General features: G+C 70.2%; 19 protein-coding genes and 1 riboswitch. Of the genes, 11 read left to right on the forward strand and 8 right to left on the reverse strand.

Annotated elements, in window-relative coordinates:
- Positions 1–330, reverse strand: coding sequence for a hypothetical protein (locus ACIGQF_RS17445; protein WP_399710809.1), 330 nt, complete (start codon positions 328–330; stop codon positions 1–3).
- A 161-nt stretch (positions 331–491) separates the two neighbouring features.
- Here ACIGQF_RS17445 and ACIGQF_RS17450 point away from each other — a divergent pair, with 161 nt between their 5' ends.
- The 3 genes from ACIGQF_RS17450 (at position 492) to ACIGQF_RS17460 (ending at position 4,031) form a co-directional block, all read left to right on the forward strand.
- Positions 492–1,283, forward strand: a complete 792-nt coding sequence (locus tag ACIGQF_RS17450) for a GntR family transcriptional regulator (RefSeq protein ID WP_399710811.1) — start codon at positions 492–494, stop codon at positions 1,281–1,283.
- Positions 1,283–1,954, forward strand: a complete 672-nt coding sequence (locus ACIGQF_RS17455; RefSeq protein ID WP_399710813.1) for a YdcF family protein — start codon at positions 1,283–1,285, stop codon at positions 1,952–1,954. The genes ACIGQF_RS17450 and ACIGQF_RS17455 overlap by 1 nt, the downstream gene beginning before the upstream one ends.
- Before the next feature lie 1,690 nt (positions 1,955–3,644).
- Positions 3,645–4,031 (forward strand): hypothetical protein, encoded by a 387-nt coding sequence (locus ACIGQF_RS17460; protein WP_399710815.1) that lies wholly within the window; start codon positions 3,645–3,647, stop codon positions 4,029–4,031.
- 624 nt (positions 4,032–4,655) lie between these two features.
- Here the strand turns inward: ACIGQF_RS17460 and ACIGQF_RS17465 are convergent.
- Complete coding sequence (locus ACIGQF_RS17465) at positions 4,656–5,009, reverse strand: PadR family transcriptional regulator (protein ID WP_399710817.1); 354 nt, start codon at positions 5,007–5,009, stop codon at positions 4,656–4,658.
- A 183-nt stretch (positions 5,010–5,192) separates the two neighbouring features.
- On the opposite strand from ACIGQF_RS17465, the gene rlmN reads away from it, so the two are divergent.
- The 4 genes from rlmN (at position 5,193) to ACIGQF_RS17485 (ending at position 10,602) form a co-directional block, all read left to right on the forward strand.
- Complete coding sequence (gene rlmN, locus ACIGQF_RS17470; RefSeq protein ID WP_361556326.1) at positions 5,193–6,299, forward strand: 23S rRNA (adenine(2503)-C(2))-methyltransferase RlmN; 1,107 nt, start codon at positions 5,193–5,195, stop codon at positions 6,297–6,299.
- 158 nt (positions 6,300–6,457) lie between these two features.
- Positions 6,458–6,577: riboswitch (TPP riboswitch) on the forward strand.
- A gap of 84 nt (positions 6,578–6,661) precedes the next feature.
- Entirely contained in the window at positions 6,662–7,738 is a 1,077-nt protein-coding gene (locus ACIGQF_RS17475) for a thiamine ABC transporter substrate binding subunit (protein WP_399710820.1), read from the forward strand.
- Between the two features lie 122 nt (positions 7,739–7,860).
- Positions 7,861–9,477, forward strand: a complete 1,617-nt coding sequence (locus ACIGQF_RS17480) for an ABC transporter permease (RefSeq protein ID WP_399710999.1) — start codon at positions 7,861–7,863, stop codon at positions 9,475–9,477.
- A gap of 99 nt (positions 9,478–9,576) precedes the next feature.
- On the forward strand, positions 9,577–10,602 hold the full coding sequence (locus ACIGQF_RS17485) for an ABC transporter ATP-binding protein (protein WP_399711001.1): 1,026 nt from the start codon (positions 9,577–9,579) through the stop codon (positions 10,600–10,602).
- A 97-nt stretch (positions 10,603–10,699) separates the two neighbouring features.
- Here ACIGQF_RS17485 and ACIGQF_RS17490 read toward each other — a convergent pair whose 3' ends face one another.
- From ACIGQF_RS17490 to ACIGQF_RS17505, 4 genes are all read right to left on the reverse strand, one after another.
- Entirely contained in the window at positions 10,700–11,887 is a 1,188-nt protein-coding gene (locus tag ACIGQF_RS17490) for a hypothetical protein (protein ID WP_399710821.1), read from the reverse strand.
- Positions 11,869–12,606, reverse strand: coding sequence for an ABC transporter ATP-binding protein (locus ACIGQF_RS17495; RefSeq protein ID WP_399710822.1), 738 nt, complete (start codon positions 12,604–12,606; stop codon positions 11,869–11,871). The genes ACIGQF_RS17490 and ACIGQF_RS17495 overlap by 19 nt, the downstream gene beginning before the upstream one ends.
- 294 nt (positions 12,607–12,900) lie before the next feature.
- Positions 12,901–14,262 (reverse strand): aspartate aminotransferase family protein, encoded by a 1,362-nt coding sequence (locus ACIGQF_RS17500; protein ID WP_399710823.1) that lies wholly within the window; start codon positions 14,260–14,262, stop codon positions 12,901–12,903.
- A 2-nt stretch (positions 14,263–14,264) separates the two neighbouring features.
- Positions 14,265–14,738 carry an Lrp/AsnC family transcriptional regulator gene (locus ACIGQF_RS17505; protein WP_361556341.1) on the reverse strand — a complete coding sequence of 158 codons (474 nt, stop codon included), beginning with the start codon at positions 14,736–14,738 and terminating at the stop codon, positions 14,265–14,267.
- A 206-nt stretch (positions 14,739–14,944) separates the two neighbouring features.
- Here ACIGQF_RS17505 and ACIGQF_RS17510 point away from each other — a divergent pair, with 206 nt between their 5' ends.
- Together ACIGQF_RS17510 and ACIGQF_RS17515 are read left to right on the forward strand one after the other, a co-directional pair.
- Complete coding sequence (locus ACIGQF_RS17510) at positions 14,945–16,408, forward strand: gamma-aminobutyraldehyde dehydrogenase (protein ID WP_399710826.1); 1,464 nt, start codon at positions 14,945–14,947, stop codon at positions 16,406–16,408.
- Between the two features lie 129 nt (positions 16,409–16,537).
- On the forward strand, positions 16,538–17,710 hold the full coding sequence (locus ACIGQF_RS17515) for a PotD/PotF family extracellular solute-binding protein (RefSeq protein ID WP_399710828.1): 1,173 nt from the start codon (positions 16,538–16,540) through the stop codon (positions 17,708–17,710).
- Between the two features lie 69 nt (positions 17,711–17,779).
- Here the strand turns inward: ACIGQF_RS17515 and ACIGQF_RS17520 are convergent, their stop codons facing one another.
- Positions 17,780–18,967, reverse strand: coding sequence for an adenosine deaminase (locus ACIGQF_RS17520; protein WP_399710830.1), 1,188 nt, complete (start codon positions 18,965–18,967; stop codon positions 17,780–17,782).
- A 24-nt stretch (positions 18,968–18,991) separates the two neighbouring features.
- Here ACIGQF_RS17520 and ACIGQF_RS17525 point away from each other — a divergent pair, with 24 nt between their 5' ends.
- A complete protein-coding gene (locus ACIGQF_RS17525) occupies positions 18,992–19,735 on the forward strand; it encodes a DUF4190 domain-containing protein (RefSeq protein ID WP_399710832.1) in 744 nt (247 codons plus the stop codon).
- Between the two features lie 54 nt (positions 19,736–19,789).
- On the opposite strand, the gene ACIGQF_RS17530 is transcribed toward ACIGQF_RS17525, so the two are convergent.
- Positions 19,790–20,392, reverse strand: a complete 603-nt coding sequence (locus tag ACIGQF_RS17530) for an NADAR family protein (RefSeq protein ID WP_399710833.1) — start codon at positions 20,390–20,392, stop codon at positions 19,790–19,792.
- A gap of 251 nt (positions 20,393–20,643) precedes the next feature.
- Here ACIGQF_RS17530 and ACIGQF_RS17535 point away from each other — a divergent pair, with 251 nt between their 5' ends.
- Positions 20,644–22,161 carry a gamma-aminobutyraldehyde dehydrogenase gene (locus ACIGQF_RS17535; RefSeq protein ID WP_399710835.1) on the forward strand — a complete coding sequence of 506 codons (1,518 nt, stop codon included), beginning with the start codon at positions 20,644–20,646 and terminating at the stop codon, positions 22,159–22,161.
- The last annotated feature ends 21 nt before the right edge of the window (positions 22,162–22,182 follow it).

Genomic DNA, 22,182 nt, shown 5'->3' on the forward strand with positions numbered 1-22,182 from the left:
TCAGACCGCCGCCACGATCGACGTCGCGCGGAAGGCGATGCCGTGGCGCTTCTGGCCGTTGAACTCGTTCTCCCAGTCCCGCGCCTTGAGCCCGATCACCGAGACCGGAGTACCCGGGGGCAGCGACTCCGGGAGCCCGGTCTCCGGGACGGTCACCTGATACAGGTTGCCCTCCCCCTCATCGGAGATCAGCAGGCCCACCGTGGACAGGCCCGCCCCGGTCTCTCGGTCCATGGCACGCTCGCCGGTCTGCTTGTTCGCCATCTTCGGAGCCGGAGCGGTCGCGACGAACACCACGGCGGTCGACGTGTCGATCTTGAACGAAGGCATGAGAACTCCCTGTCTTGCTGTGTCGATGCAGCCCAAAGAAGACCCTCGGCGGATCACAGTCCCAGGACTGCGGGCTGGCGAGTAAGACAATGGCACGCAGTCCTGGGACTGTCAACAGTCCTGGGACTGTGTTTGACTGGTCTTGTCGAGAGGGGTTCGTTATGGCGCCCAAGTGGCGAGAGCTGGCAGACAAGCTGGCTGAACAGATCAAGGGGGGTGAATACGAGCCTGGCCAGCAGCTTCCGCAGATCAGGGAGCTGGTCCAGGCAGGCGAGGGATCCAAATCCACCGTCCACGCGGCCTACAGGGCGCTTGAGGCGGAGGGCCTTGTCACCTCATCGCGGGGGCACGGCACCGTTGTGCGGCAGCAGGTCCCACTCAAGCGCCTCGGTATCGCTCGATATGACAAGGCCAAGTGGCGGGACGGCGACGAGGTGGCGTTCATCGCTGACCGCGTGGCCTCCGGACGTGCCTACCGCCGGAATGAGCAGACCCAGACGATCAGTCTCGTTGAAGCCCCACCAGCGGTCGCTGCCGCGCACGGCCTGCCTGAGGGGGCCGAGGTGTACGCGCGTGCGCGACTCGTGAAGGAAGGCGATCAGCCAACGCACACCCTGACGAGCTACTACCGGCCTGAGCATGTTGAGGGCACGCGATTGGTGGACCCGACCCCGGGGCCGGCCGGACGTGGCGGTGGTTTCCGGGTGCTGTACGACGCCGGGTACGAGATCGACCACATGAAGGAAGAGCTCTTTGCCCGGACTCCCACGTCGGAGGAAATCAAGCTCTTGCAGCTACCTCCGGGGGAACCAGTCGTCGAGCTGCACCGGACGACCTACACCGCTTCTGACACAGTGGTCGAGTTCGCCATCGGGGTGCACGCGGCCTCGCGCTTCGCATGGGAGTACGACTTCAAGGTTCCGGACTCGGCGAAGGACAAGGAAGGGCAGTAATGATCTCGACACAGGCATGGGCAGATGCGCGACGCCTGTGGGACTACCACCAGATGGGTCACACCGTGCGGCCGTGCTCGGTCGCGGTCGGGCTGGGCAGCCATGATCTAGGAGTGGCTGACACGGCAGTAGACCTGTACAGGCGCGACATGGCTCCTCTGCTTGTGTTCACCGGGGCCACTAGCCCTACGACGAGGGAGCGCATGCCTCGCGGCGAAGCCGTCCACTATCGAGAGCGAGCTCTTGAGCTTGGTGTGCCCAGTTCAGCCGTGCTTGTGGAGCCCCACGCTCGCAATACCGGCGAGAACATCCGCTTTTCCAGGGAGGTGCTGGAAGAGGCCGGCGTCGATGTGTCCTCCATGCTGCTGATCAGCAAGCCGTACGAGGAGCGGCGCGCGTACGCCACGGCACGCAAGCTATGGCCCGAAGTCGAGATCGTCAGTGCGTCCACCCCGATGAGCCTCAGCGAATACGTCGATTCCATCCAGGACGACCGCCTGGTGATCGACATGCTCGTAGGTGCACTACAGCGACTGCTGATCTATCCCGAGCAAGGATTCATGATCAGCCAGCAGGTTCCGAAGGACGTGCAGGAGGCGTACGAGCGGCTGTGCCATGAAGGCTTCACGAGTCGACTCGTACGCACCGACAAGGAGGCGGCGACCCGGTAGGGGGAGGAGCTGTTACAGGTTTCTCTACCTCATCAAGCCCCACCCTTCGGGCGGGAAGGGGGCGGGGTGGGGGAGCACTCCGGGCTCTCGCATGAGGGGGTGCCGTTCCCTGCCGGGCCATCCTGGGCCGTTCGCAGGTGATCGCCAGTCGATCCACGGGTGCCGTTCGAGGCCAGCAGTCGCCTTGAGCCTTGGCGGCCGGGCGCGTGTACGGCCAGGCCCTTTTGAGGCTGTCGGTTCGTCGGCGTCGGCCTTGTGGGGGCTCTTGCCTTCGGCATCCGGCGCGCGGTCAACGGCTATCCAGCCGCCGCTACGAATCACACCCCACCGGCCCGTAAAGGGCCGGCGCGGGCACGGGGGCTCGGGCGCCGCTCCTGCCTTCGGCCCGCTCCGCCCGGCCCCCGGCCCCGCGCCACTCTCGTTGCCCGGGGTGATCCGCTAGACGCTATGTCCGCCCAAAGCGGCGCCGGAACGAGCAACGCTTCCCACCGGCCAACGCCACCGACCACGCCTTCCAGGACCAACCACAATCACCCACCACCAGCACGGGCAGAGCAGCCGCACAGGCCCACATGTGCTCGGGGCGAGTCCAGCCGGGGAGCCCCGGGGACGGCGAGAAGAGCGCGAATGTGGCGGTGAAGGTGGGGCGGAAGCGGTGAGCGGTTTACGTGACACGCGCACTGCCGACCATCCCATAGGCCCTAGTCCTGTGAAGAAAGCCAGCTACGGGAGGGGTGGGGACGGGGCGGCCGAGCACTCCGGGCGAGAACGCCGGCATGGGGCAGGCCGCCGTACCGCCACCGTCACGGATGCACCAGCGTGAGCGGACCGCACCCCAATACGTGGCTGAGGGGGAGCACCTGCTGCCGCGATGTGGCGAAGGCCCGTAGGCGTTCCACTCGACGCGGCACCGTCGGGGCCCAGGAGCGTGTCGCGCCTACGAACCGAGCATCACCCCGCCGCGAGCGCTCACCGGGGCGCCGGGGTCCAGCCCGCTCCACGGTGTGCGGGACGACAGCAGACGGGACGGCGGCAAAGGCGGGCGTGACGGAGCTGTCCGCCTGGGCGATCCGCTGCCTGCCCCACAAATTGGTGGCCGAACAGCAGTGATTAGCGGCGATTTTCAGCCATTTAATTGAGCCGTGGAACTGCCCTCGACTCAGAGATTCCGCCAGCTCAACAGTGGGTCAAGTTGTGATTCACGCACGTTTACCGAGGTCATGCGCGTCTCTTAAAAGTGTTGCGCGTGCACCTCTAATGTGTAATACTCTCAAGTTTTGCCTGCCGGAAGGCATCTTTGTGCATGAGGGAGAAACTTCGATGCTGCTAGCTTGCTCAAACCACAGCAGGGCGCCTCGTTCGCAACTCCTACATCACTGACGAGGACGCCCCGCTGATCCAACTAGTGACTACTCGACAGGCGATAACTGCATGCACCAGTCGCGTTTAGAAGCGCACAGCGATGAAAGCAAGATCTGTGCACACGTCACCATGTGCCAGGGTACTCCGAGCGCGGGGTACAGCTCACCCGCCCTCGCATGGTTTCTGGCTCTCGTGGGAGCACTCGGCACTATTGCAGCCTTGATCACGGCGATCAAAAGCTAGTCCGGCCGTGCGCCTAAGCGGCGCTCTGATGCGCCTATGACGCTACCTGCATATGCCACAGCCATCCCCAGTAACTTCCCCTGCCATGAAGGGTTTCGGGAAATACTGGGGATGGGCCGTCTTCGCGGTGCTCATCGCGGCGTGGCTGACCTCTGTCTTCGGCCCTGGAGTGCTGTTGGCTCTCTCTGCGGTGAGCATGACGTACTTCTTCTTCAATGCGCCAGCATGGTGTGGCGCCGTGGGGCGAGACGGGCCATGCAGGAACAACAGCAAGGGAGTGTTGATGGGGTGTCACCTACGTCAGCACAAGTGGCAGAAGCTCAAGATGGTCGTCGTCAGGCACCGGTGGCGACAGCTCGCGAGAGACCTTTTCCCGAACGCGACGACAGCCCTGGCAACGGTAGGCGGCATTGCCGCAGTGCTGTCGGGCATCGCCTCTGCTCTCCAGCCGATCTGGGGCAAGGGCTGGTAGAGAGCGTGCCCCGCGCGTGCCCCACACTGCGGGGAACCACCACCACGGGGAGTAGAGGGCCCTGACAGGCGCCGAGAAAGAGGGAGGCCCCCGGCCAGATTCCCTGGTCAGGGGCCCTCTAAGTGCGGAGACTGTGGGATTTGAACCCACGGTGGCGTTGCCGCCACGACAGTTTTCGAGATCGTTGGCCGACCGCTGTGGTGTAGATCCAGTGCTGTGACCGTCAGCCGACGGATGCTTCGAGGCGTCGCTGAGTCGAGATGCGGTGGATGCGGCACCGCCCCCACGGGCGCAGGGACTTCCGCCGGCAGCAGTGACCGGTACGGAGCACTGCTCCGCAGTAGCGCCAGGCGATCAGCGGGTTCCCGCGAGAGTGCGGGACTCGCTGTAGTTGATTCCGCAGCCTCCGCGCCGGGAGGAGAAGCCCTAGGGCCGTGATCAGCTTGAATAGCTTGCCGGGGCGTTCTTCCAGGATCGCCAGCCACTCTTCTTCGTAACGCTCGACGGCGGTCGGATCGCCGAGGCTATGTGCGGCCCATCGGACCACCTTGCGAGCAGCCCAAGGCGCTACCTCCGTCCCCTCGGCCACGAGCATGCTGACCAATGTGGAAACGACCAGTTCGATCACTGAGCACACCCCGGTTGCCGCAGGAACCCGAGAGCAGGCCTCCCTAGGCGCTTCGGGGCGGGAGCGGGAAGGCCGCCGCGCCTCTCAATGAGGAGCTGTCGCGCGTTCGACAGCCCTTCCGGGGACAGCTCGTAGAAGCGGCGACGAGGTCGCCCAGGGGTGGGGTGCTCTGCCTCCCAGTGACTCTCTAGCCAACCAGCCTGCTCCATGCGGGCCAAGATCGGATAAACGCTTCCGGTTGCCTTACCTGCCGCCTGGGCCACCGCGAAGCCATGAAGCTCATCCTGAGCTTCCAAGAACGCCTCCAGCACGTCGAGCGTCGCTGACGTGATACGGAAAGGTGTCTCCATGCCGCTAACTCTATATATGAAGCGCTACGGCGGATGGGCGTTTTCGAAAAATGGCCCTTCGGCCCTGGGCCGTCCCTGGGCCGTGCGAGGGCGGCCAACGACGACAGGTGACGCCCGAGGGTGACGGCCCCCACCCCGCTCTCACCTGGGTCGGGCTAGTTGATCTGCCACACTGGATGGACCATGCCTGCACCTGGAGAACTTACTTTTGTCGCGCCGCGGGGGGCCAAGAAGCCGCCGCGGCATCTTGCCGATCTCACGCCTGCTGAGCGCAAGGAGGCCGTGGCGGCGATCGGGGAGAAGCCGTTCCGCGCCAAGCAGCTTTCGCAGCACTACTTCGCGCGGTACGCGCACGACCCGGAGCAGTGGACAGACATCCCGGCCGCCGCGCGGGAGAAGCTCGCGGCCGAGATGCTGCCGGAGCTGATGAGTGTGGTGCGGCACATCTCGTGCGACGACGACCAGACCCGGAAGACGCTGTGGAAGCTCTTCGACGGGACGCTGGTCGAGTCGGTGCTGATGCGGTACCCGGACCGCGTCACGATGTGCATCTCCTCGCAGGCCGGGTGCGGCATGAACTGCCCGTTCTGCGCGACGGGGCAGGCGGGGCTGGACCGGAACCTCTCGACGGCCGAGATCGTTCATCAGATCGTCGATGGGATGCGGGCGCTCCGGGACGGGGAGATCCCTGGCGGGCCGGCGCGGCTGTCGAACATCGTTTTTATGGGCATGGGCGAGCCGCTCGCCAACTACAACCGGGTGACGGGGGCCATCCGGCGGCTGACCGACCCCGAGCCGGACGGGCTGGGGCTGTCGCAGCGGGGGATCACCGTGTCCACGGTGGGGCTGGTGCCGGCGATGCTGCGCTTCGCCGACGAGGGCTTCAAGTGCCGGCTGGCGGTCTCGCTGCACGCGCCGGACGACGAGCTGCGGGACACGCTCGTGCCGGTGAACACGCGCTGGAAGGTGCGTGAGGTGCTGGACGCGGCGTGGACGTACGCGGAGAAGTCCGGGCGCCGTATCTCGATCGAGTACGCACTGATCCGGGACATCAATGACCAGGCGTGGCGGGGTGACCTGCTCGGGCGGCTGCTCAAGGGGAAGCGGGTGCATGTGAACCTGATTCCGCTGAACCCCACCCCCGGCTCGAAGTGGACCGCCTCCCGGCCCGAGGACGAGAAGGCGTTCGTCGAGGCGATCGCGGCGCACGGCGTGCCGGTGACGGTGCGCGACACCCGTGGGCAGGAGATCGACGGCGCGTGCGGCCAGCTCGCGGCCTCGGAGCGCTGACGGGCCAGCTCTGACGAACCAAGGGGCGCTCCGGGCGGAGTGCTGAGAACCCCGAGATCAGGGCGCTGAGGGCACCGAGGGCAGCACGTGGGCCCTCGGAAGGGCGGCGGCGCGCTGGTACCGTGGCGTCGAACGTTCGTACATCACCCATAACGCACACCATCCGACAGGGGAGCGCCACAGCGCTGAGAGTGCGAGCAGTGAAGCCGATGCCGCTGCCGCAGACCCTTGAACCTCGCCCGGGTCATTCCGGGTAGGAAGTTCGGTCTCCTCATGCTGTTGCGCCCCGCCCGCGGCTCCGGTCCACCGGACGCCGGGGGCGGGGCCGCGTCTCTTCCTGGCCAGCCAGGAGGAATGAACCAGTGAGCACCATCAGGAACGCCGTGGCGGCGGCCGTCGCCGTCGCGGTGGGCGGTACGGCGCTGGCCGGCTGCGGTACGTCCGGCGGCGGGTCGGCCGACAGCAAGACCGTCAAGCTCGTCTCGCACGACTCCTTCGCCGTCTCGAAGTCCGTGCTGGCCGAGTTCGAGCGGCGCAGCGGCTACAAGGTGCAGATGGTCAAGGGCGGGGACGCCGGGAAGGCCGTCAATCAGGCGGTGCTGACCAAGGGCAACCCGCAGGGCGATGTCTTCTTCGGCATCGACAACACGCTGCTCTCGCGCGGGCTGGACGAGGGGCTGTTCACGCCGTACAAGGCCAAGGGGCTGGCCGGGGTGCCGGAGAAGCTGCAGCTGGACAGGGCGCAGCACCGCGTGACGCCCGTCGACTACGGCGACACCTGCGTGAACTACGACAAGGCGTACTTCAAGAAGCACCGGATCGCGCCGCCGAAGACCTTCGACGACCTCCTCAAGCCCGAGTACAAGGGGCTGCTGGTCACCGAGAACCCGGCCACGTCGTCGCCGGGGCTGGCCTTCCAGCTCGGGACCGTCGCGGAGTACGGCAAGGCCGGCTGGCAGGACTACTGGAAGAAGCTCAAGGCCAACGGCGTCGAGGCCGTCGACGGCTGGGAACAGGCGTACTACGAGCGGTTCTCCGGATCCGGGGGCGGTGGCGGCAAGGGCGACAAGCCGCTGGTCGTCTCGTACGCCTCCAGCCCGCCGGCCGAGGTGATGGACAAGAAGCCGGCCCCGAAGGAGGCGCCGACCGGCGTCGCCACCGGTACCTGCTTCCGGCAGATCGAGTTCGCCGGACTGCTGAAGGGCGCGGCGAACGAGAAGGGCGGCAAGGCGCTGCTGGACTTCCTGATCAGCAAGGAGTTCCAGGAGGACATGCCGCTGCAGATGTTCGTGAACCCGGCCGTCGAGGGTGCGAAGGTGCCCGAACTGTTCACCGGGTACGGGCAGAAGATCGACGACCCGAAGACGGTGGCGCCCGACGAGATCAGCAAGAACCGCGAACAGTGGATCAAGCAGTGGTCGTCGCTCGTCCTGAAGTGACGGAGGGGGAACCCGAAGTGACGCCGGGAGAAAGCGAAGTGACGGCGGGGGAGGGTGAAGCGGCCGGTGCGCCGGCCGCCCGTGCCACGGACCGTCGTGCCGCGGCGGCCCGGCTCGCGCTGATGGCGCTGCCGGCCGCCTTCTTCGTCCTCTTCTTCGCCTACCCCGTCGTCACGATCGTCGGGCGGGGGCTGCGGGAGGGCGGCAGCTGGCAGTGGGGGCGGGCGGCGGACGTGCTCGGCGACCCCGACCTGCTGCACGTGCTGTGGTTCACCGTCTGGCAGGCGGCGGCTTCCACGGCACTCACGCTGCTGATCGCGCTCCCCGGCGCGTACGTGTTCGCACGCTTCGAGTTCCCCGGAAAGAGGCTGCTGCGGGCGGTCGTCACCGTGCCGTTCGTGCTGCCCACCGTCGTCGTCGGCTCCGCCTTCCTCGCGCTCGTCGGCCGCGGCGGGCTCCTGGACGACCTCTGGGGCGTACGGCTGGACACCTCGGTCTGGGCGATCCTGCTCGCGCACGTCTTCTTCAACTACGCGGTCGTCGTACGGACCGTCGGCGGGCTCTGGGGAGCGCTGGACCCGCGGCAGGAAGAGGCAGCGCGGGTGCTGGGCGCCGGGCGGTTCGCGGCCTGGCGGCAGGTGACCCTGCCCGCGCTCGCGCCCGCCGTGGCCGCCGCTGCGCTGATGGTCTTCCTCTTCACCTTCACCTCGTTCGGCATCGTGCAGATCCTCGGGGGGCCGCGCTACGCCACCCTCGAAGTGGAGATCTACCGGCAGACCGCCGACTTCCTGGACCTGCCGACCGCAGCGGTGCTCACCCTGCTGCAGTTCGCCGCGGTCCTCGCCCTTCTCGGGCTGCACGCGTGGACGGCCCGGCGCCGCGAGAGCGCGCTGAGGCTCGTGGACGCGGCGCGCACGGCGCGCCGGCCGCGCGGGGCCGGGCAGTGGGCGCTGCTGTGGAGCACGCTCGCGGTGATCGTCGTCCTGCTGGTGCTGCCGCTGGCCGTACTGGTCGAGCGGTCCTTCGCCGGACCCGACGGCCACGGCCTGGCCTTCTACCGGGCGCTGCAGGCCGCGGCCGGCGCCGACTCGACGTTCACCGTGCCGCCGCTGACGGCCCTGTGGAACTCGCTGGCGTACGGGGTGGCCGCGACCGCGATCGCCGTCGCCGTCGGCGGCCTGGCCGCGGCGGCGCTGGCACGGCGGGGCGGCGGCCGGCTCGTCCGCGGCTTCGACGCGCTGCTCATGCTGCCGCTCGGCGTCTCCGCCGTGACCGTCGGCTTCGGCTTCCTGATCTCGCTGGACGAGCCGCCGCTCGACCTGCGCGCCTCATGGTGGCTGGTGCCGCTCGCGCAGGCTCTCGTGGGCGTGCCCTTCGTCGTACGGACCATGCTGCCGGTGCTGCGCGCGGTGGACGGGCGGCTGCGGGAGGCCGCCGCGGTGCTGGGGGCCGCGCCCTGGCAGGTGTGGCGCGAGGTGGACCTGCCGCTGGTGCGGCGGGCGCTGCTCATCGCGGCCGGCTTCGCCTTCGCCGTGTCGCTCGGCGAGTTCGGCGCGACGGTGTTCATCGCGAGCCCGGACCGGCCCACCCTGCCGGTGGCCGTGGCCCGGCTGCTGGGGCGCGCGGGGGAGCTCAACTACGGGCAGGCGATGGCCCTGTCGACGATTCTGATGGTGGTGTGCGCGGCGGCCCTGCTGGTGCTGGAGCGGATACGCACCGACCGGACGGGAGAGTTCTAGGTGACCGAAAACCCGGCGGAGGGTTCCGCCGCGTCCGCCGAGCACGCCGCGTCCGCCGAGCACGCCGCGCCCGCCGAGCACGCCCCGTCCGGGGCGCCGTTGCTGCGGCTCGGCGGCCTCACCGTGCGCTTCGGGGCGCACACCGCGCTGGACACGGTGGGGCTGGACGTCGCCGAGCACGAGACGGTCTGCGTCCTCGGTCCCAGTGGCAGCGGCAAGTCCACCCTGCTGCGGGTGATCGCCGGGCTGCAGCAGGCCGACGCGGGAGAGGTCGTACTGGACGGTCGGGACCTGCGTACCGTACCGACCCACCAGCGCGGCGTCGGGCTGATGTTCCAGGACCACCAGCTCTTCCCGCAGCGCGACGTGGCGGGCAATGTCGCCTTCGGGCTGCGGATGCGGGGCACGGCGCGGGCCGAGCGGGAACGCAAGGTCGCCGAACTCCTCGATCTGGTGGGCCTTCCCGGCGCCGGGCGCCGCGCCGTCGGCTCGCTCTCCGGCGGCGAGCAGCAGCGCGTCGCGCTGGCCAGAGCGCTGGCCCCCGGACCCCGGCTGCTCATGCTGGACGAGCCGCTCGGGCAGCTCGACCGCGGCCTGCGCGAACGCCTCGTGGTCGAACTGCGTCGGCTCTTCGGGGAGCTGGGGACGACCGTGCTGGCGGTCACGCACGACCAGGGCGAGGCCTTCGCGCTCGCCGACCGGGTCGTGATCATGCGGGACGGGCGGATCGCGCAGGCCGGGACGCCGCTGGAGGTGTGGCAGCGCCCCGCCGACGGGTTCGTCGCGCGCTTCCTCGGCTTCGACAACGTCGTACCGGCCACGGTCACCGGCGAGGCCGCCGACACGGCCTGGGGGAAGGTGCCGGTCCCGGACAGTAGGGGGGAGGGCGCCTGCCGCCTCCTCGTCCGCCCGGCCGGCGTCCGCCTGGTGCCGCCCCACGAGGGCCTGCCCTGCACCGTCGCGGCGCGCACCTTCCGCGGTACGCACGTCGCGCTGCGCCTGCGCCCGGCGGCCGGCCCCGAACTGGACGCGGCCTGCCCCCTCGCGTCGGCGCCGGAAGTGGGCGCGCGGGTGGGCGCGGCGTTCACGGCGAGCGACGTGGTGGTACTGCCGGCGGAGGACTGAGCCCCTCCGAGGGCCCGCACGCCCGCCCCTCGCGTAAAGCCGAAAGCCGCCGACGGCCCCGAGCAGCCCCCGGAGCGAGCAGCCCCCCCCCGCAGCCTCAGCCCCCCAGCGGCCCCGCTGCCAGGTGGGCGACGCCGCCCGTGACCGCCGCGAGGACGACGACGAGGACGGACGCGCGGAGCGCCGCGGCGCGGCGGAGCAGCCCGGCGGGGGTGCCGATGCGGCGCAGGGCCTCGGTCGTGGCGGAGCGGGCGGTGCGGGACTCCGCCACGGTGATCAGGACGCACAGCGCCGTGCAGACGAGCACCAGGCCCGTGCCGAGCGCGGTGAGCGGCCCGAAGGAGGCGCGGCCGTCGTGGCCGTGCAGGGCGAACGCGCCGGGGCCGTACACGACGTACCCGGCGTAGCCGCCGGACACGGCCGCCATCAGGACGCCGAGCGGGCGGCCCACCCGGCGGGACTCCTCCTGGAGCACCCGGCCGGCCAGCAGCCGCACCGCGCCGCTGCGGCCCATGCCCAGGACGCGCCCGATGAGGTGGACCAGTCCGGGCGCGGCCAGCACCAGGCCGGCGGCCGACAGCAGCCAGCCGGTCACCACGCCCGCCTCGCCGGTGACCAGCCCGCCGGGCAGCCGCAGCAGCCGGGCGCCGGGGCCGGTGTGGCCCGCGGCGTAGACCTCCAGGGCGAGCCCGGCAGCGGTGAGCGCGATGCCCCAGGGGAGTCCGGCGGGGGTGGCGCCGGCGGTACGGGGCGGGTCGTCGGCGCACGGTGCGGACGGCTCGTTCCGGCCCGGGCGGAGCACGACGGCGGTCGCGACGCCGGCCACCACGGGGACCGCGGCGAGCAGCACGCCGACCGCGGCGTACGGGAGCGGGTCGCGGCCGAGCAGCGCCTCGGGGCCCACCGGCGCGCCGCCCAGGGCGCCCCGCAGCCGCAGGAAGGCCAGCAGGCCCAGCAGGCTGCCCAGGACGCAGCCGAGCACGGTCGTGGCGGCGGCGATCAGCGTGAGCCGGACCGGACCGAGCCCGGCGGCCGTCATGCCGTCGTGCAGCCGGGCGGCCGGATCCGTACGGGCCACGGCGACGGCGAGCTGCGCGGTGGCGGCGAGCGGGACCAGGCACCAGGCCAGCCGCAGCGCCGATCCGAGGCTGTCGCCCGGTGTGTCGACGGCGTGGCCGAGCGTGGCGAGCAGCAGGAAGGCCGTGCCGGCCGCCGCCGCGAAGACCAGCAGGCGGCGCAGATGCACCGCCGGACGGGCGCCCCGGCCTAGACGGAGAGCGAGCACTCTTCCCTGCCTTCCGTCTCTGCGGGGCCCTCGGCCTGGCCCGCGGCGGCCCGCCGGCCGTCCAGCAGGGCGAGGGTGCGGTCGGCGAGCGTGGTCGCCTCCGCTTCCTGGGTGGCCAGTACGACGCTGATGGCGTGGGAGCGGGCGGCGTTGACGATCGTCCGGAGCACCTGGGCGGCGTCGGCGCGGTGCAGCGGCGCCGTCGGCTCGTCGGCGAACAGCACCTGCGGGGCGACGGCCAGCGCGCGGGCCACCGCCACGCGCTGCTGCTGCGCCCGGTCCAGGGCCGCGGGCCGCCGTTTGGCGCAGTCCGCCACGTCCAGCCGCTCCAGCCACTCGGTGGCGGCCTGTTTCGCCGCCCGGTGGCCCTCGCCGCGCACCAGGAGGGGCAGCGCGGCGTTCTCCCGGGCGGTCAGCTCGGGGACCAGCCGGGGCTCGGTGCCGACCCAGCCGAAGCGGTCCAGCCGGAGCCGTTCCCGGCTGGTCGCGGAGAGGGTGTGGACCGGGTGGCTGTTGAACCAGACCTCGCCGCTGTCGGCGACGAGCTGCCCGGAAAGGCACTTCAGGAGCGTGGTCTTGCCGCTGCCGCGCGGACCGGTGACGGCCAGGATCTCCCCTTCGCGCACACCGAGCGAGATGCCGGTGAGTGCGGGGCTCTGACCGTGGGCGTGGTGCAGTCCGCGAGCCCATAGAACGTCGTTGTCGGGCGGGGCCACCATCTGCGCACCTCGTGCTCGCTCGCGTCCTTCGTTCCCCTGACCGGGTGAACGACCATGGAGGGTATCGGTCACAAGCACGGTAGGTACTGCCGGGTCCCGCCATTCACCGGTCAGCACGGAAGACGGCCGAGGTTCACTCATATGGCTTGAAATGAGTGACCTCGGCCGTCGGTTGTTCCGTTGTGCGTCCCCGTTTCGGGGACCGCCGCGAGCAGGTCGGGCGGAGCGGGTTCCGTGGCCCCGCTCCGCCCGTTCCCCCCGGTGAGGGCCGGAGGGACAGCTCGGGACCGCTGATCAGAGCTTGGCCCAGGCCTCCGTGAGGACGCCGCGCAGGATCTGCTCGATCTCGTCGAACACCGTCTGGTCCGCGATCAGCGGCGGGGCCAGCTGGATGACCGGGTCGCCGCGGTCGTCGGCGCGGCAGTACAGGCCGGCGTCGAACAGTGCCTTGGAGAGGAAGCCGTACAGGACGCGCTCGGTCTCCTCGTCGTTGAACGACTCCTTGGTGACCTTGTCCTTGACCAGCTCGATGCCGTAGAAGAAGCCGTTGCCGCGGACGTCTCCGACGATCGGCAGGTCTTGCAGCTTCTGCAGCGTCGAGAAGAAGTTGCCCTCGTTCTCCAGGACGTGCTTGTTCAGGCCCTCGCGCTCGAAGATCTCGAAGTTGCCCAGCGCCACGGCCGAGGAGACCGGGTGGCCGCCGAAGGTGTAGCCGTGCAGGAAGGTGTTGTCACCCTGGTAGAACGGCTCGGCCAGGCGGTCGGAGATGATGCAGGCGCCGATCGGGGAGTAGCCCGAGGTCATGCCCTTGGCGCAGGTGATCATGTCCGGGACGTAGCCGAACTTGTCGCACGCGAACATCGTGCCGAGGCGGCCGAAGGCGCAGATGACCTCGTCCGAGACGAGCAGCACGTCGTACTGGTCGCAGATCTCGCGGACCCGCTGGAAGTACCCGGGCGGCGGCGGGAAGCAGCCGCCGGCGTTCTGCACCGGCTCCAGGAACACCGCGGCGACGGTCTCCGGGCCCTCGAAGAGGATCTGCTGCTCGATCTGGTCGGCGGCCCAGCGGCCGAAGGCCTCGGGGTCGTCGCCGTGGATCGGGGCGCGATAGATGTTGGTGTTCGGCACCTTGTGCGCGCCGGGGACCAGCGGCTCGAAGGGTGCCTTGAGGCCGGGCAGGCCGGTGATGGACAGGGCGCCCTGCGGGGTGCCGTGGTAGGCCACCGCGCGGGATATGACCTTGTGCTTCATCGGCTTGCCGGTGAGCTTGAAGTACTGCTTGGCGAGCTTCCAGGCGGTCTCGACCGCCTCGCCGCCGCCGGTGGTGAAGAAGACCTTGTTCAGGTCGCCGGGGGCGTAGTGCGCCAGGCGCTCGGAGAGCTCGACGGCCTTGGGGTGGGCGTAGGACCACACCGGGAAGAAGGCGAGCTCCTGGGCCTGCTTGGACGCGGTCTCGGCCAGCTCGACACGGCCGTGGCCGGCGTTGACCACAAAGAGGCCGGCGAGGCCGTCGATGTAGCGCTTGCCCTTGTCGTCGTAGATGTTGGTGCCCTCACCGCGAACGATGGTGGGCACGGGTGCGTTCTCGTACGACGACATGCGGGTGAAGTGCATCCACAGGTGGTCGTACGCCGTCTTCGAAAGGTCGGCGCTCATGGTTATCGCGTTCCCCAGGTATAGGTCTGCTTCTTGAGCTTCATGTAGACGAAGCTCTCGGTGGTGCGCACGCCGGGAAGCGTGCGGATGCGCTTGTTGATCACGTCCAGGAGGTGATCGTCGTCCTCGCAGACGACCTCGATCAGCAGATCGAAGGAACCGGCGGTGACGACGCAGTACTCGACCTCGGACATGCCCGTGAGGGCCTCTGCCACGGGATCGACGTCGCCCTCGACGTTGATTCCGACCATTGCCTGCCGCCGGAAACCGACCGTGAGGGGGTCGGTGACGGCGACGATCTGCATCACACCCTGGTCGAGCAGCTTCTGTACGCGTTGCCGTACGGCCGCCTCGGACAGGCCCACGGCCTTGCCGATCGCGGCGTACGGACGGCGCCCGTCCTCCTGGAGCTGCTCAATGATCGCCAGGGAGACGGAGTCGATCGACGGAGTGCCGCTTCTGTCACGGGTGGCCATGCCCATCACTGTGCACGAGCCTCGTCCGTCGCGCAACCCCGATTCGGCGAAATCAGTTGTTCACTGAAGTCAATGCCACGGATTCCGTTGTTACTAGCGCGTGGGTATGTCGAAAACGGGGCTCGCATGGTTAGGGTGGGCATCTCATCCACCGGACACCAAGCACCGGTCATCTGACACCGGACACCTGACAGGAGGGGTCGCACGTGACCACCGAACTGGGACGGCTGCGCAAGCTCCGTAATTACATTGCCGGGGAGTTCCGGGACGCCGCCGACGGCCGCACCACGGACGTGGTCAACCCGGCGACGGGCGAGGTGTACGCCACCGCCGCGCTGTCGGCCGCCGCCGACGTCGACGCCGCGATGGCCGCGGCCGAGGCCGCCTTCCCGGCCTGGCGCGACCTGATCCCCGCCGAGCGCCAGAAGGTGCTCCTCAAGATCGCCGACCGCTTCGAGGAGCGCGCCGAGGAACTGATCGCCGCCGAGTCCGAGAACTGCGGCAAGCCGATCGCCCTCGTACGCTCCGAGGAGATCCCGCCGATGGTGGACCAGATCCGCTTCTTCGCCGGTGCGGCGCGGATGCTGGAGGGCCGCTCGGCGGGCGAGTACATGGAGGGGCTGACCTCCATCATCCGGCGCGAGCCGGTCGGCGTCTGCGCCCAGGTCGCGCCCTGGAACTACCCGATGATGATGGCGGTGTGGAAGTTCGCGCCGGCCCTGGCGGCGGGCAACACCGTCGTCATCAAGCCCTCGGACACCACCCCGGCGTCCACGGTCCTCATCGGCGAGATCATCGGCGACGTGCTGGCGGAGCTCGGCCACTCCAAGGCCGTCTTCAACGTCGTCTGCGGCGACCGCGAGACCGGCCGCCTGATGGTCGAGCACAAGACCCCGGCGATGGCCTCCATCACCGGTTCCGTGCGGGCCGGCATGCAGGTCGCCGAGTCCGCCTCCAAGGACCTCAAGCGGGTCCACCTGGAGCTGGGCGGCAAGGCCCCGGTCGTGGTCTTCGAGGACACCGACATCGCCAAGGCCGTCGAGGAGATCTCCACCGCCGGTTACTTCAACGCGGGCCAGGACTGTACGGCCGCGACCCGCGTGCTCGTCCAGGAGTCCATCCACGACGAGTTCGTGACCGCGCTCGCCAAGGCCGCCGCGGAGACCAAGACCGGCGCCGTCGACGACGAGGACGTGCTCTACGGCCCGCTGAACAACGCCAACCAGCTCAAGCAGGTCAAGGGCTTCATCGAGCGCCTCCCCGCGCACGCCAAGATCGAGGCGGGCGGTCAGCAGGTCGGCGAGAAGGGCTACTTCTTCGCCCCGACCGTCGTCTCCGGCCTCAAGCAGGACGACGAGATCATCCAGCAGGAGGTCTTCGGCCCGGTCATCACCGTCCAGTCCTTCACCGACGAGGACCAGGCGACCGAGTGGGCCAACGGCGTGGAGTACGCGCTCGCCTCCTCGGTGTGGACCAAGGACCACGCCCGCGCCATGCGGATGTCCAAGAAGCTCGACTTCGGCTGCGTGTGGATCAACACCCACATCCCGCTCGTCGCCGAGATGCCGCACGGCGGCTTCAAGAAGTCCGGCTACGGCAAGGACCTCTCCGCCTACGGCTTCGAGGACTACACCCGCGTCAAGCACGTGATGACCTCGCTGGACGGCTGACGGACGGATTGCCGTACAGCCTGAAGTCGGGTGCCGTGCGGGGCACCTGACACACCGTCGCGGGCCGGGGCCCGGCAGCAGACGATCTGTCTGTTGCCGCCCCGGCCCGCGACGCATGAGAGTCCTCACATGGATGGTCTTTCGCGGCGTGCGCTGCTCAGAGGTGTCGGTTCGGTCGGATTCCTGGCGGCGGTGGCGGGGTGCGGCGTACCGCCCGCGTACGTACGGGCCGGTCAGCGCGGGGCCCCCGACCGTTCGGCCGCCGACAAGGCCCTCACCTTCGCCAACTGGCCGCTGTACATCGACGTCGACGACCACGACAAGCAGAAGCGGCCCACCCTGGACGCGTTCGAGAAGCGCACCGGGATATCCGTGACGTACACCGAAGAGATCAACGACAACGACGAGTTCTTCGGGAAGATCAGCCCCGCGCTGATGAACCACCAGCCCACCGGGCGCGACCTCATCGTCATCAGCGACTGGATGTGCTCCCGCTTCGTACGGCTCGGCTGGGTCCAGGAGATGGACCGGGACCGCCAGCCCCATGTCGCGAAGCACCTGGACCCGCTGCTGCTCAAGCCGTCGTTCGACCCGGGCCGCACGCACTGCGTCCCCTGGCAGTCCGGGATCACCGGCATCGCCTACAACCGCAAGAAGCTCGGCCGGGAGATCAGGCACACCGGCGACCTGTGGGCGGACGACCTGCGCGGCCGGGTCACCCTGCTGGCCGGCATGGACGAGGCGTTCGCGCTGCTCATGCAGGGCGACGGCGTGGACATCACCCGCTGGACGGCGGACGACTTCCACACCATGACCGACCGGATCGCGGCGCTCGTCCGCGAGAAGCACATCCGCCGCTTCACCGGCAACGACTACATCAAGGACCTCTCCTCGGGGGACGTACTGGCCGCGCAGGCGTACTCCGGCGACGTCATCCAGCTCAAGGCCGACAACCCCGACATCGAGTTCGTGGTCCCCGAGGAGGGCGCCGAACTGTGGTCGGAGAGCCTGATGATCCCCAACCTCGCCGCGCACAAGCGCAACGCGGAACGGCTCGTCGACTACTACTACGAGCCCGAGGTCGCCGCCGAACTGGCCACCTGGGTCAACTACGTCTGCCCGGTGCCGGCCGCCCGGGACCTGCTCGCCTCGTCGAAGGACGAGGAGACCGCGGCGCTGGCCGGGGACCCGCTGATCTTCCCGGACGACTCGATGCGCGACCGCCTCGCCATCGCCCGGGACATCACTTCGAAAGAGCGCCCGGAGTTCTCCAAGCGGTGGAACGCGCTGGTGGGGCTCTAGAACGGCAGGGCGCTCGGGTCGGTCGGGCGCTCCGGTCAGCGGGGCGCTGCGGTCGGTCGGGCGCTCCGGTCAGCGTGGCCAGGACGCGGTGTACGTGTCGATCTCGGCGGCCAGCCGGGTCTTGGCCGGGCCGTCCATGAAGGAGGCCTCGACCGCGTTCTTCGCCAGCGCGGCGATGCCCGCCTCGTCCAGCTCCAGCAGCCGCGCGGCCACGCCGTACTCGGTGTTCAGGTCCGTGCCGAACATCGGCGGGTCGTCGCTGTTGATGGTCACCAGCACGCCGGCCGCGACCATTTCCTTGATCGGGTGTTCGTCGAGGGTGCGGACCGCGCGGGTGGCGATGTTGGAGGTCGGGCAGACCTCCAGCGGGATGCGGTGCTCGGCGAGGTGGGCCAGCAGCTTGGGGTCCTGTACGGAGCTGGTGCCGTGGCCGATGCGCTCGGCGCGCAGCTCGTTGAGCGCGTCCCAGACCGTCTCCGGGCCCGTGGTCTCGCCGGCGTGCGGCACGGAGCGCAGGCCCGCGGCGATCGCGCGGTCGAAGTACGGCTTGAACTGCGGGCGGGGCACGCCTATCTCGGGCCCGCCGAGACCGAACGAGACCAGCCCCTCGGGCTTGAGGTCGCAGGCGATCCGCGCGGTCTCCTCCGCCGACTCCAGCCCCGCCTCGCCGGGGATGTCGAAGCACCAGCGCAGGACGACGCCGAGCTCGGACTCGGCGGACTTGCGGGCATCCTCGATGGCCTCGACGAACGCGGCGTCCGGGATGCCGCGCCGGGTGGAGCTGTACGGGGTGACGGTCAGCTCGGCGTAACGGATGTTCTGCCGCGCCATGTCGCGGGCGACCTCGTAGGTCAGCAGACGCACGTCCTCGGCGTCCCGGATGAGGTCGACGACGGAGAGGTAGACCTGGATGAAGTGCGCGAAGTCCCGGAAGGTGAAGTAGTCCATCAACGCTTCGGGGTCAGTGGGCACCTTGGAGTCCGGATGGCGCGCGGCCAGCTCGGCGACGATGCGGGGGGAGGCCGAGCCGACGTGATGGACGTGCAGCTCCGCCTTGGGCAGGCCCGCGATGAATGCGTCGAGATCGGACAACAGTTCCTCCTGGTCGGCGGAGCGTCGGCCGACGGACGCCGGCCGCTCGTCATCGTATGCGGGCGGGTCGGAGAGGCCGCACGAGGTCGGGGTGGGGGAGCTTCTCGCGGTCCGGCGGTCCGGACTCCTGGGCCGGGGCCCGGGCAGCGGGGCAGGTCTTAGCATGGAGCGAGCCAATGGGGGAGAGCCATGTCCGACAGTCAGCAGCCCGAGCCGCGCGACCCGTGGGCGCCGCCGTCCGAGGACGCGCCGGCCCCGCGCCGGCCGGAGCCCGGCGCACCGGGCGGAGCGCCGTACGGCATGGCACCCCATGACCGGCCGACCGCGGGCGCCGGCTTCGCCGTGCCCGCGCCGCCGCCCGCCCCCGGGCACGCCGCCGCCCCCGGGCACGCCGCCCCCGGGACTCCCTGCCCGGGCGGACCGCGGCAGGGCGGTTACGGAGCGGCGTACCCCTCGCAGCCCTACGGCGGCCTGCCGCACGGCGACGCGTACGCCTACCCGCCGCACGGCGCGGCCCCCGGCCCCTACGGCCCGGGTGCCGGGATACCCGGCGCCGGGCCCTGCCCCGTGCCCGGCGGGCCCGGTACGCAGGCCGGCTGGCCGGGACAGCCGAGCAACGGCATGGGCATCGCCGCGCTCGTCCTCGGCATCCTCGCCATCGTCTCCAGCCTCACCCTGTTCTTCGGCGTCGTGCTGGGCGTCCTCGCGATCATCTTCGGCGCGATCGGCCGGTCCAAGTCCGGCCGCGGCGAGGCGACCAACGGCGGCATGGCGCTGGCCGGTCTGCTCTGCGGCGTGGCCGGCGTCCTCGTCAGCGCCCTGCTGATCCTCGCGATCGTCGTCGGCATCAGCGCGGACCCCCGCACCACCCCCTACGACGACTACTCCGACACCTACAACGCGGCCCCCGCCACCCCCGCCCCGGCCCGCTGACCCGGGCGGGTCGCCCCGGCCCGCCGCCAGTCGGCCCCCGGGATCCCGGCCGTCTCACCCGGCCCCGCGGCCTCGGTCCCCGGCCGCCGCCAGCCGCTGCCGCGCCTCCATCAGCGCGAAGCCCAGCAGGTTCAGCCCCTGCCAGCGCTCCGGGTCGGCCGCGCGCTCGTCGTCGGCGGCCAGCCCGATGCCCCATATCCGGTCCAGCGGGCTCGCCTCGACCAGCACCCGCTTCCCCGTGCCCAGCAGATAGTCGCGCAGGGCCGGGTCCTGTCCGAACTTGTGCAGGCTGCCCTCGACCACCAGCGCGTACCGGTGGTGCCGCCAGCTCTCCTCGTCGAAGCCGCGCACCGTCCGGCCCGCGTCCTTCGCCTGCTTGGGGTGGCCGGCCCGGAGCACCCGCTGCAGCGCCTGGCGGTCGCCGAACAGCCGCGCCTTGCCGGCCATCATCCAGTGCTCCGCCGTGGGGTACCGCACGCCGTCCACCGTGAACGGCGCCGGCCACCACTGGCTGAAGCAGCTCGCCCCCAGGCTGCCGTCCCGGCGGGGCGCGTGGCCCCAGAAGTACACGTACTTGTACGTACTCCCCGACTCCAGTGCGGTGCGCAGCTCCGTCACCGACCGCGGCCCGTCGGCCACGCTCCCCTCGGTCGTCATCCCCGCCGCCCCCGCTCTCTCCACCGTCCGTCTTCCCCGGTCCTGCACCATGCCGGGATTCTGTCAGCGGGCACTGACAACATGTCGGGCGTCGGGACGACGAATTCCGCAGAATTCGTCGCGTAACCAAAAGGCAACAACGGAATCACTTGTTGGGCCCCCTCTGCTCTGTCAAGATCGGCCATCAATTCGGGAAAGAGCTACGCCCGGCAGGCCCCGCGAAAGCCCGGCCGCCGGTGGAGGAGAGCACCATGGATCAGCGATTCGATGTCACCGAACGATTCGCCCAGGGGGCTCAGTTCATCGCGGGAGAGCTCCGCGCGGGGACCGCGGGACGCACCCAGGACGTGATCGACCCGGCGACCGGCGAGCGGGTGTACACGTACGGGCTCGCCGGCACGGCGGACGTCGACGCCGCCGTCGAGGCGGCCCGGCAGGCCCTCCCCGAGTGGGCGGGCGCCACCCCGGGCGAGCGCTCCGACGCGCTGCACCGCTTCGCCGCCGTCCTGGACGAGCGGACGGAGGAGTTCGCGTACGCCGAGTCGCTGCAGTGCGGCAAGCCGATCAAGCTGAGCCGGGAGTTCGACGTGCCCGGCTCGGTGGACAACGCCGCCTTCTTCGCGGGCGCCGCGCGCCACCTGGAGGGCCGGGCGGCCGGCGAGTACAGCCCCGACCACACCTCCTCCGTGCGCCGCGAGCCGATCGGCGTCGTCGGCTCCATCGCGCCGTGGAACTACCCGCTGCAGATGGCCAGCTGGAAGGTGCTCCCGGCGGTCGCCGCCGGCAACACCATCGTCCTGAAGCCCGCCGAGATCACCCCGCTGACCTCCGTGATGTACGCGCAGGCCGCGCGCGAGGCGGGTATCCCGGACGGCGTCATCAACATCGTCTCGGGCGCCGGACGGGACGCGGGCGAGCACCTCGTCGGCCACCCGGACGTCGCGATGACCTCCTTCACCGGCTCCACCGCGGTCGGCAAGCGGGTCGCCGAGATCGCCACTTCCACCGTCAAGCGCCTCCACCTCGAACTGGGCGGCAAGGCCCCCTTCGTCGTCTTCGACGACGCCGACCTGGACGCCGCCGTGCACGGCGCGGTGGCCGGCGCGCTGATCAACACCGGCCAGGACTGCACCGCGGCCACCCGCGCCTACGTGCAGCGCCCCCTGTACGACGCGTTCGTCAGCGGCGTCGCCGACCTGATGGCGACCGTACGGCTCGGCGACCCCTTCGACCCGGCCACCGACCTCGGCCCGCTCATCTCGCACGCCCAGCGCGACCGCGTCGCCGGCTTCGTCGACCGCGCCCGGCAGTACGCCACCGTCGTCACCGGCGGCGCCGCGCCCCAGGGCGAGCTGGCCAAGGGCGCCTACTACCTGCCCACCCTCGTGGCGGGCGCCGCGCAGGACAGCGAGATCGTGCAGTCCGAGATCTTCGGCCCGGTGCTGGTCGTGCTGCCCTTCGACAGCGACGACGAAGGCCTCGCGCTCGCCAACGACACCCCCTACGGGCTCGCCGCCTCCGCCTGGAGCCGCGACGTCTACCGCACGGGCCGCGCCGTACGCGAGATCAAGGCCGGCTGCGTGTGGGTCAACGACCACATCCCGATCATCAGCGAGATGCCGCACGGCGGCTACAAGGCATCGGGATACGGCAAGGACATGTCGGCGTACTCCTTCGAGGAGTACACGCAGGTCAAGCACGTCATGTACGACATCACGGGCGAGGCCAGGAAGGACTGGCACCGCACCGTCTTCGGGGACCGCGACTGAGCGCCTTCCGGCTCGCCGCAC

Origin of the sequence: Streptomyces sp. NPDC053560 (assembly GCF_044544605.1) — a bacterium.
In the GTDB taxonomy this organism is placed as follows: domain Bacteria; phylum Actinomycetota; class Actinomycetes; order Streptomycetales; family Streptomycetaceae; genus Streptomyces.

What these genes read in the sequence shown, in the direction of transcription:
- ACIGQF_RS17500 (WP_399710823.1), bottom strand. Translation starts at nt 14,262, where the DNA reads ATGAGCGCCGACCTTTCGAAGACGGCGTACGACCACCTGTGGATGCAC.
- ACIGQF_RS17460 (WP_399710815.1), top strand. Translation starts at nt 3,645, where the DNA reads ATGAAGGGTTTCGGGAAATACTGGGGATGGGCCGTCTTCGCGGTGCTC.
- ACIGQF_RS17515 (WP_399710828.1), top strand. Translation starts at nt 16,538, where the DNA reads ATGGATGGTCTTTCGCGGCGTGCGCTGCTCAGAGGTGTCGGTTCGGTC.
- ACIGQF_RS17480 (WP_399710999.1), top strand. Translation starts at nt 7,861, where the DNA reads ATGGCGCTGCCGGCCGCCTTCTTCGTCCTCTTCTTCGCCTACCCCGTC.
- ACIGQF_RS17535 (WP_399710835.1), top strand. Translation starts at nt 20,644, where the DNA reads ATGGATCAGCGATTCGATGTCACCGAACGATTCGCCCAGGGGGCTCAG.
- ACIGQF_RS17445 (WP_399710809.1), bottom strand. Translation starts at nt 330, where the DNA reads ATGCCTTCGTTCAAGATCGACACGTCGACCGCCGTGGTGTTCGTCGCG.
- rlmN (WP_361556326.1), top strand. Translation starts at nt 5,193, where the DNA reads ATGCCTGCACCTGGAGAACTTACTTTTGTCGCGCCGCGGGGGGCCAAG.
- ACIGQF_RS17455 (WP_399710813.1), top strand. Translation starts at nt 1,283, where the DNA reads ATGATCTCGACACAGGCATGGGCAGATGCGCGACGCCTGTGGGACTAC.
- ACIGQF_RS17495 (WP_399710822.1), bottom strand. Translation starts at nt 12,606, where the DNA reads ATGGTGGCCCCGCCCGACAACGACGTTCTATGGGCTCGCGGACTGCAC.
- ACIGQF_RS17465 (WP_399710817.1), bottom strand. Translation starts at nt 5,009, where the DNA reads ATGGAGACACCTTTCCGTATCACGTCAGCGACGCTCGACGTGCTGGAG.
- ACIGQF_RS17520 (WP_399710830.1), bottom strand. Translation starts at nt 18,967, where the DNA reads ATGCTAAGACCTGCCCCGCTGCCCGGGCCCCGGCCCAGGAGTCCGGAC.
- ACIGQF_RS17525 (WP_399710832.1), top strand. Translation starts at nt 18,992, where the DNA reads ATGTCCGACAGTCAGCAGCCCGAGCCGCGCGACCCGTGGGCGCCGCCG.
- ACIGQF_RS17505 (WP_361556341.1), bottom strand. Translation starts at nt 14,738, where the DNA reads ATGGCCACCCGTGACAGAAGCGGCACTCCGTCGATCGACTCCGTCTCC.
- ACIGQF_RS17450 (WP_399710811.1), top strand. Translation starts at nt 492, where the DNA reads ATGGCGCCCAAGTGGCGAGAGCTGGCAGACAAGCTGGCTGAACAGATC.
- ACIGQF_RS17530 (WP_399710833.1), bottom strand. Translation starts at nt 20,392, where the DNA reads ATGACGACCGAGGGGAGCGTGGCCGACGGGCCGCGGTCGGTGACGGAG.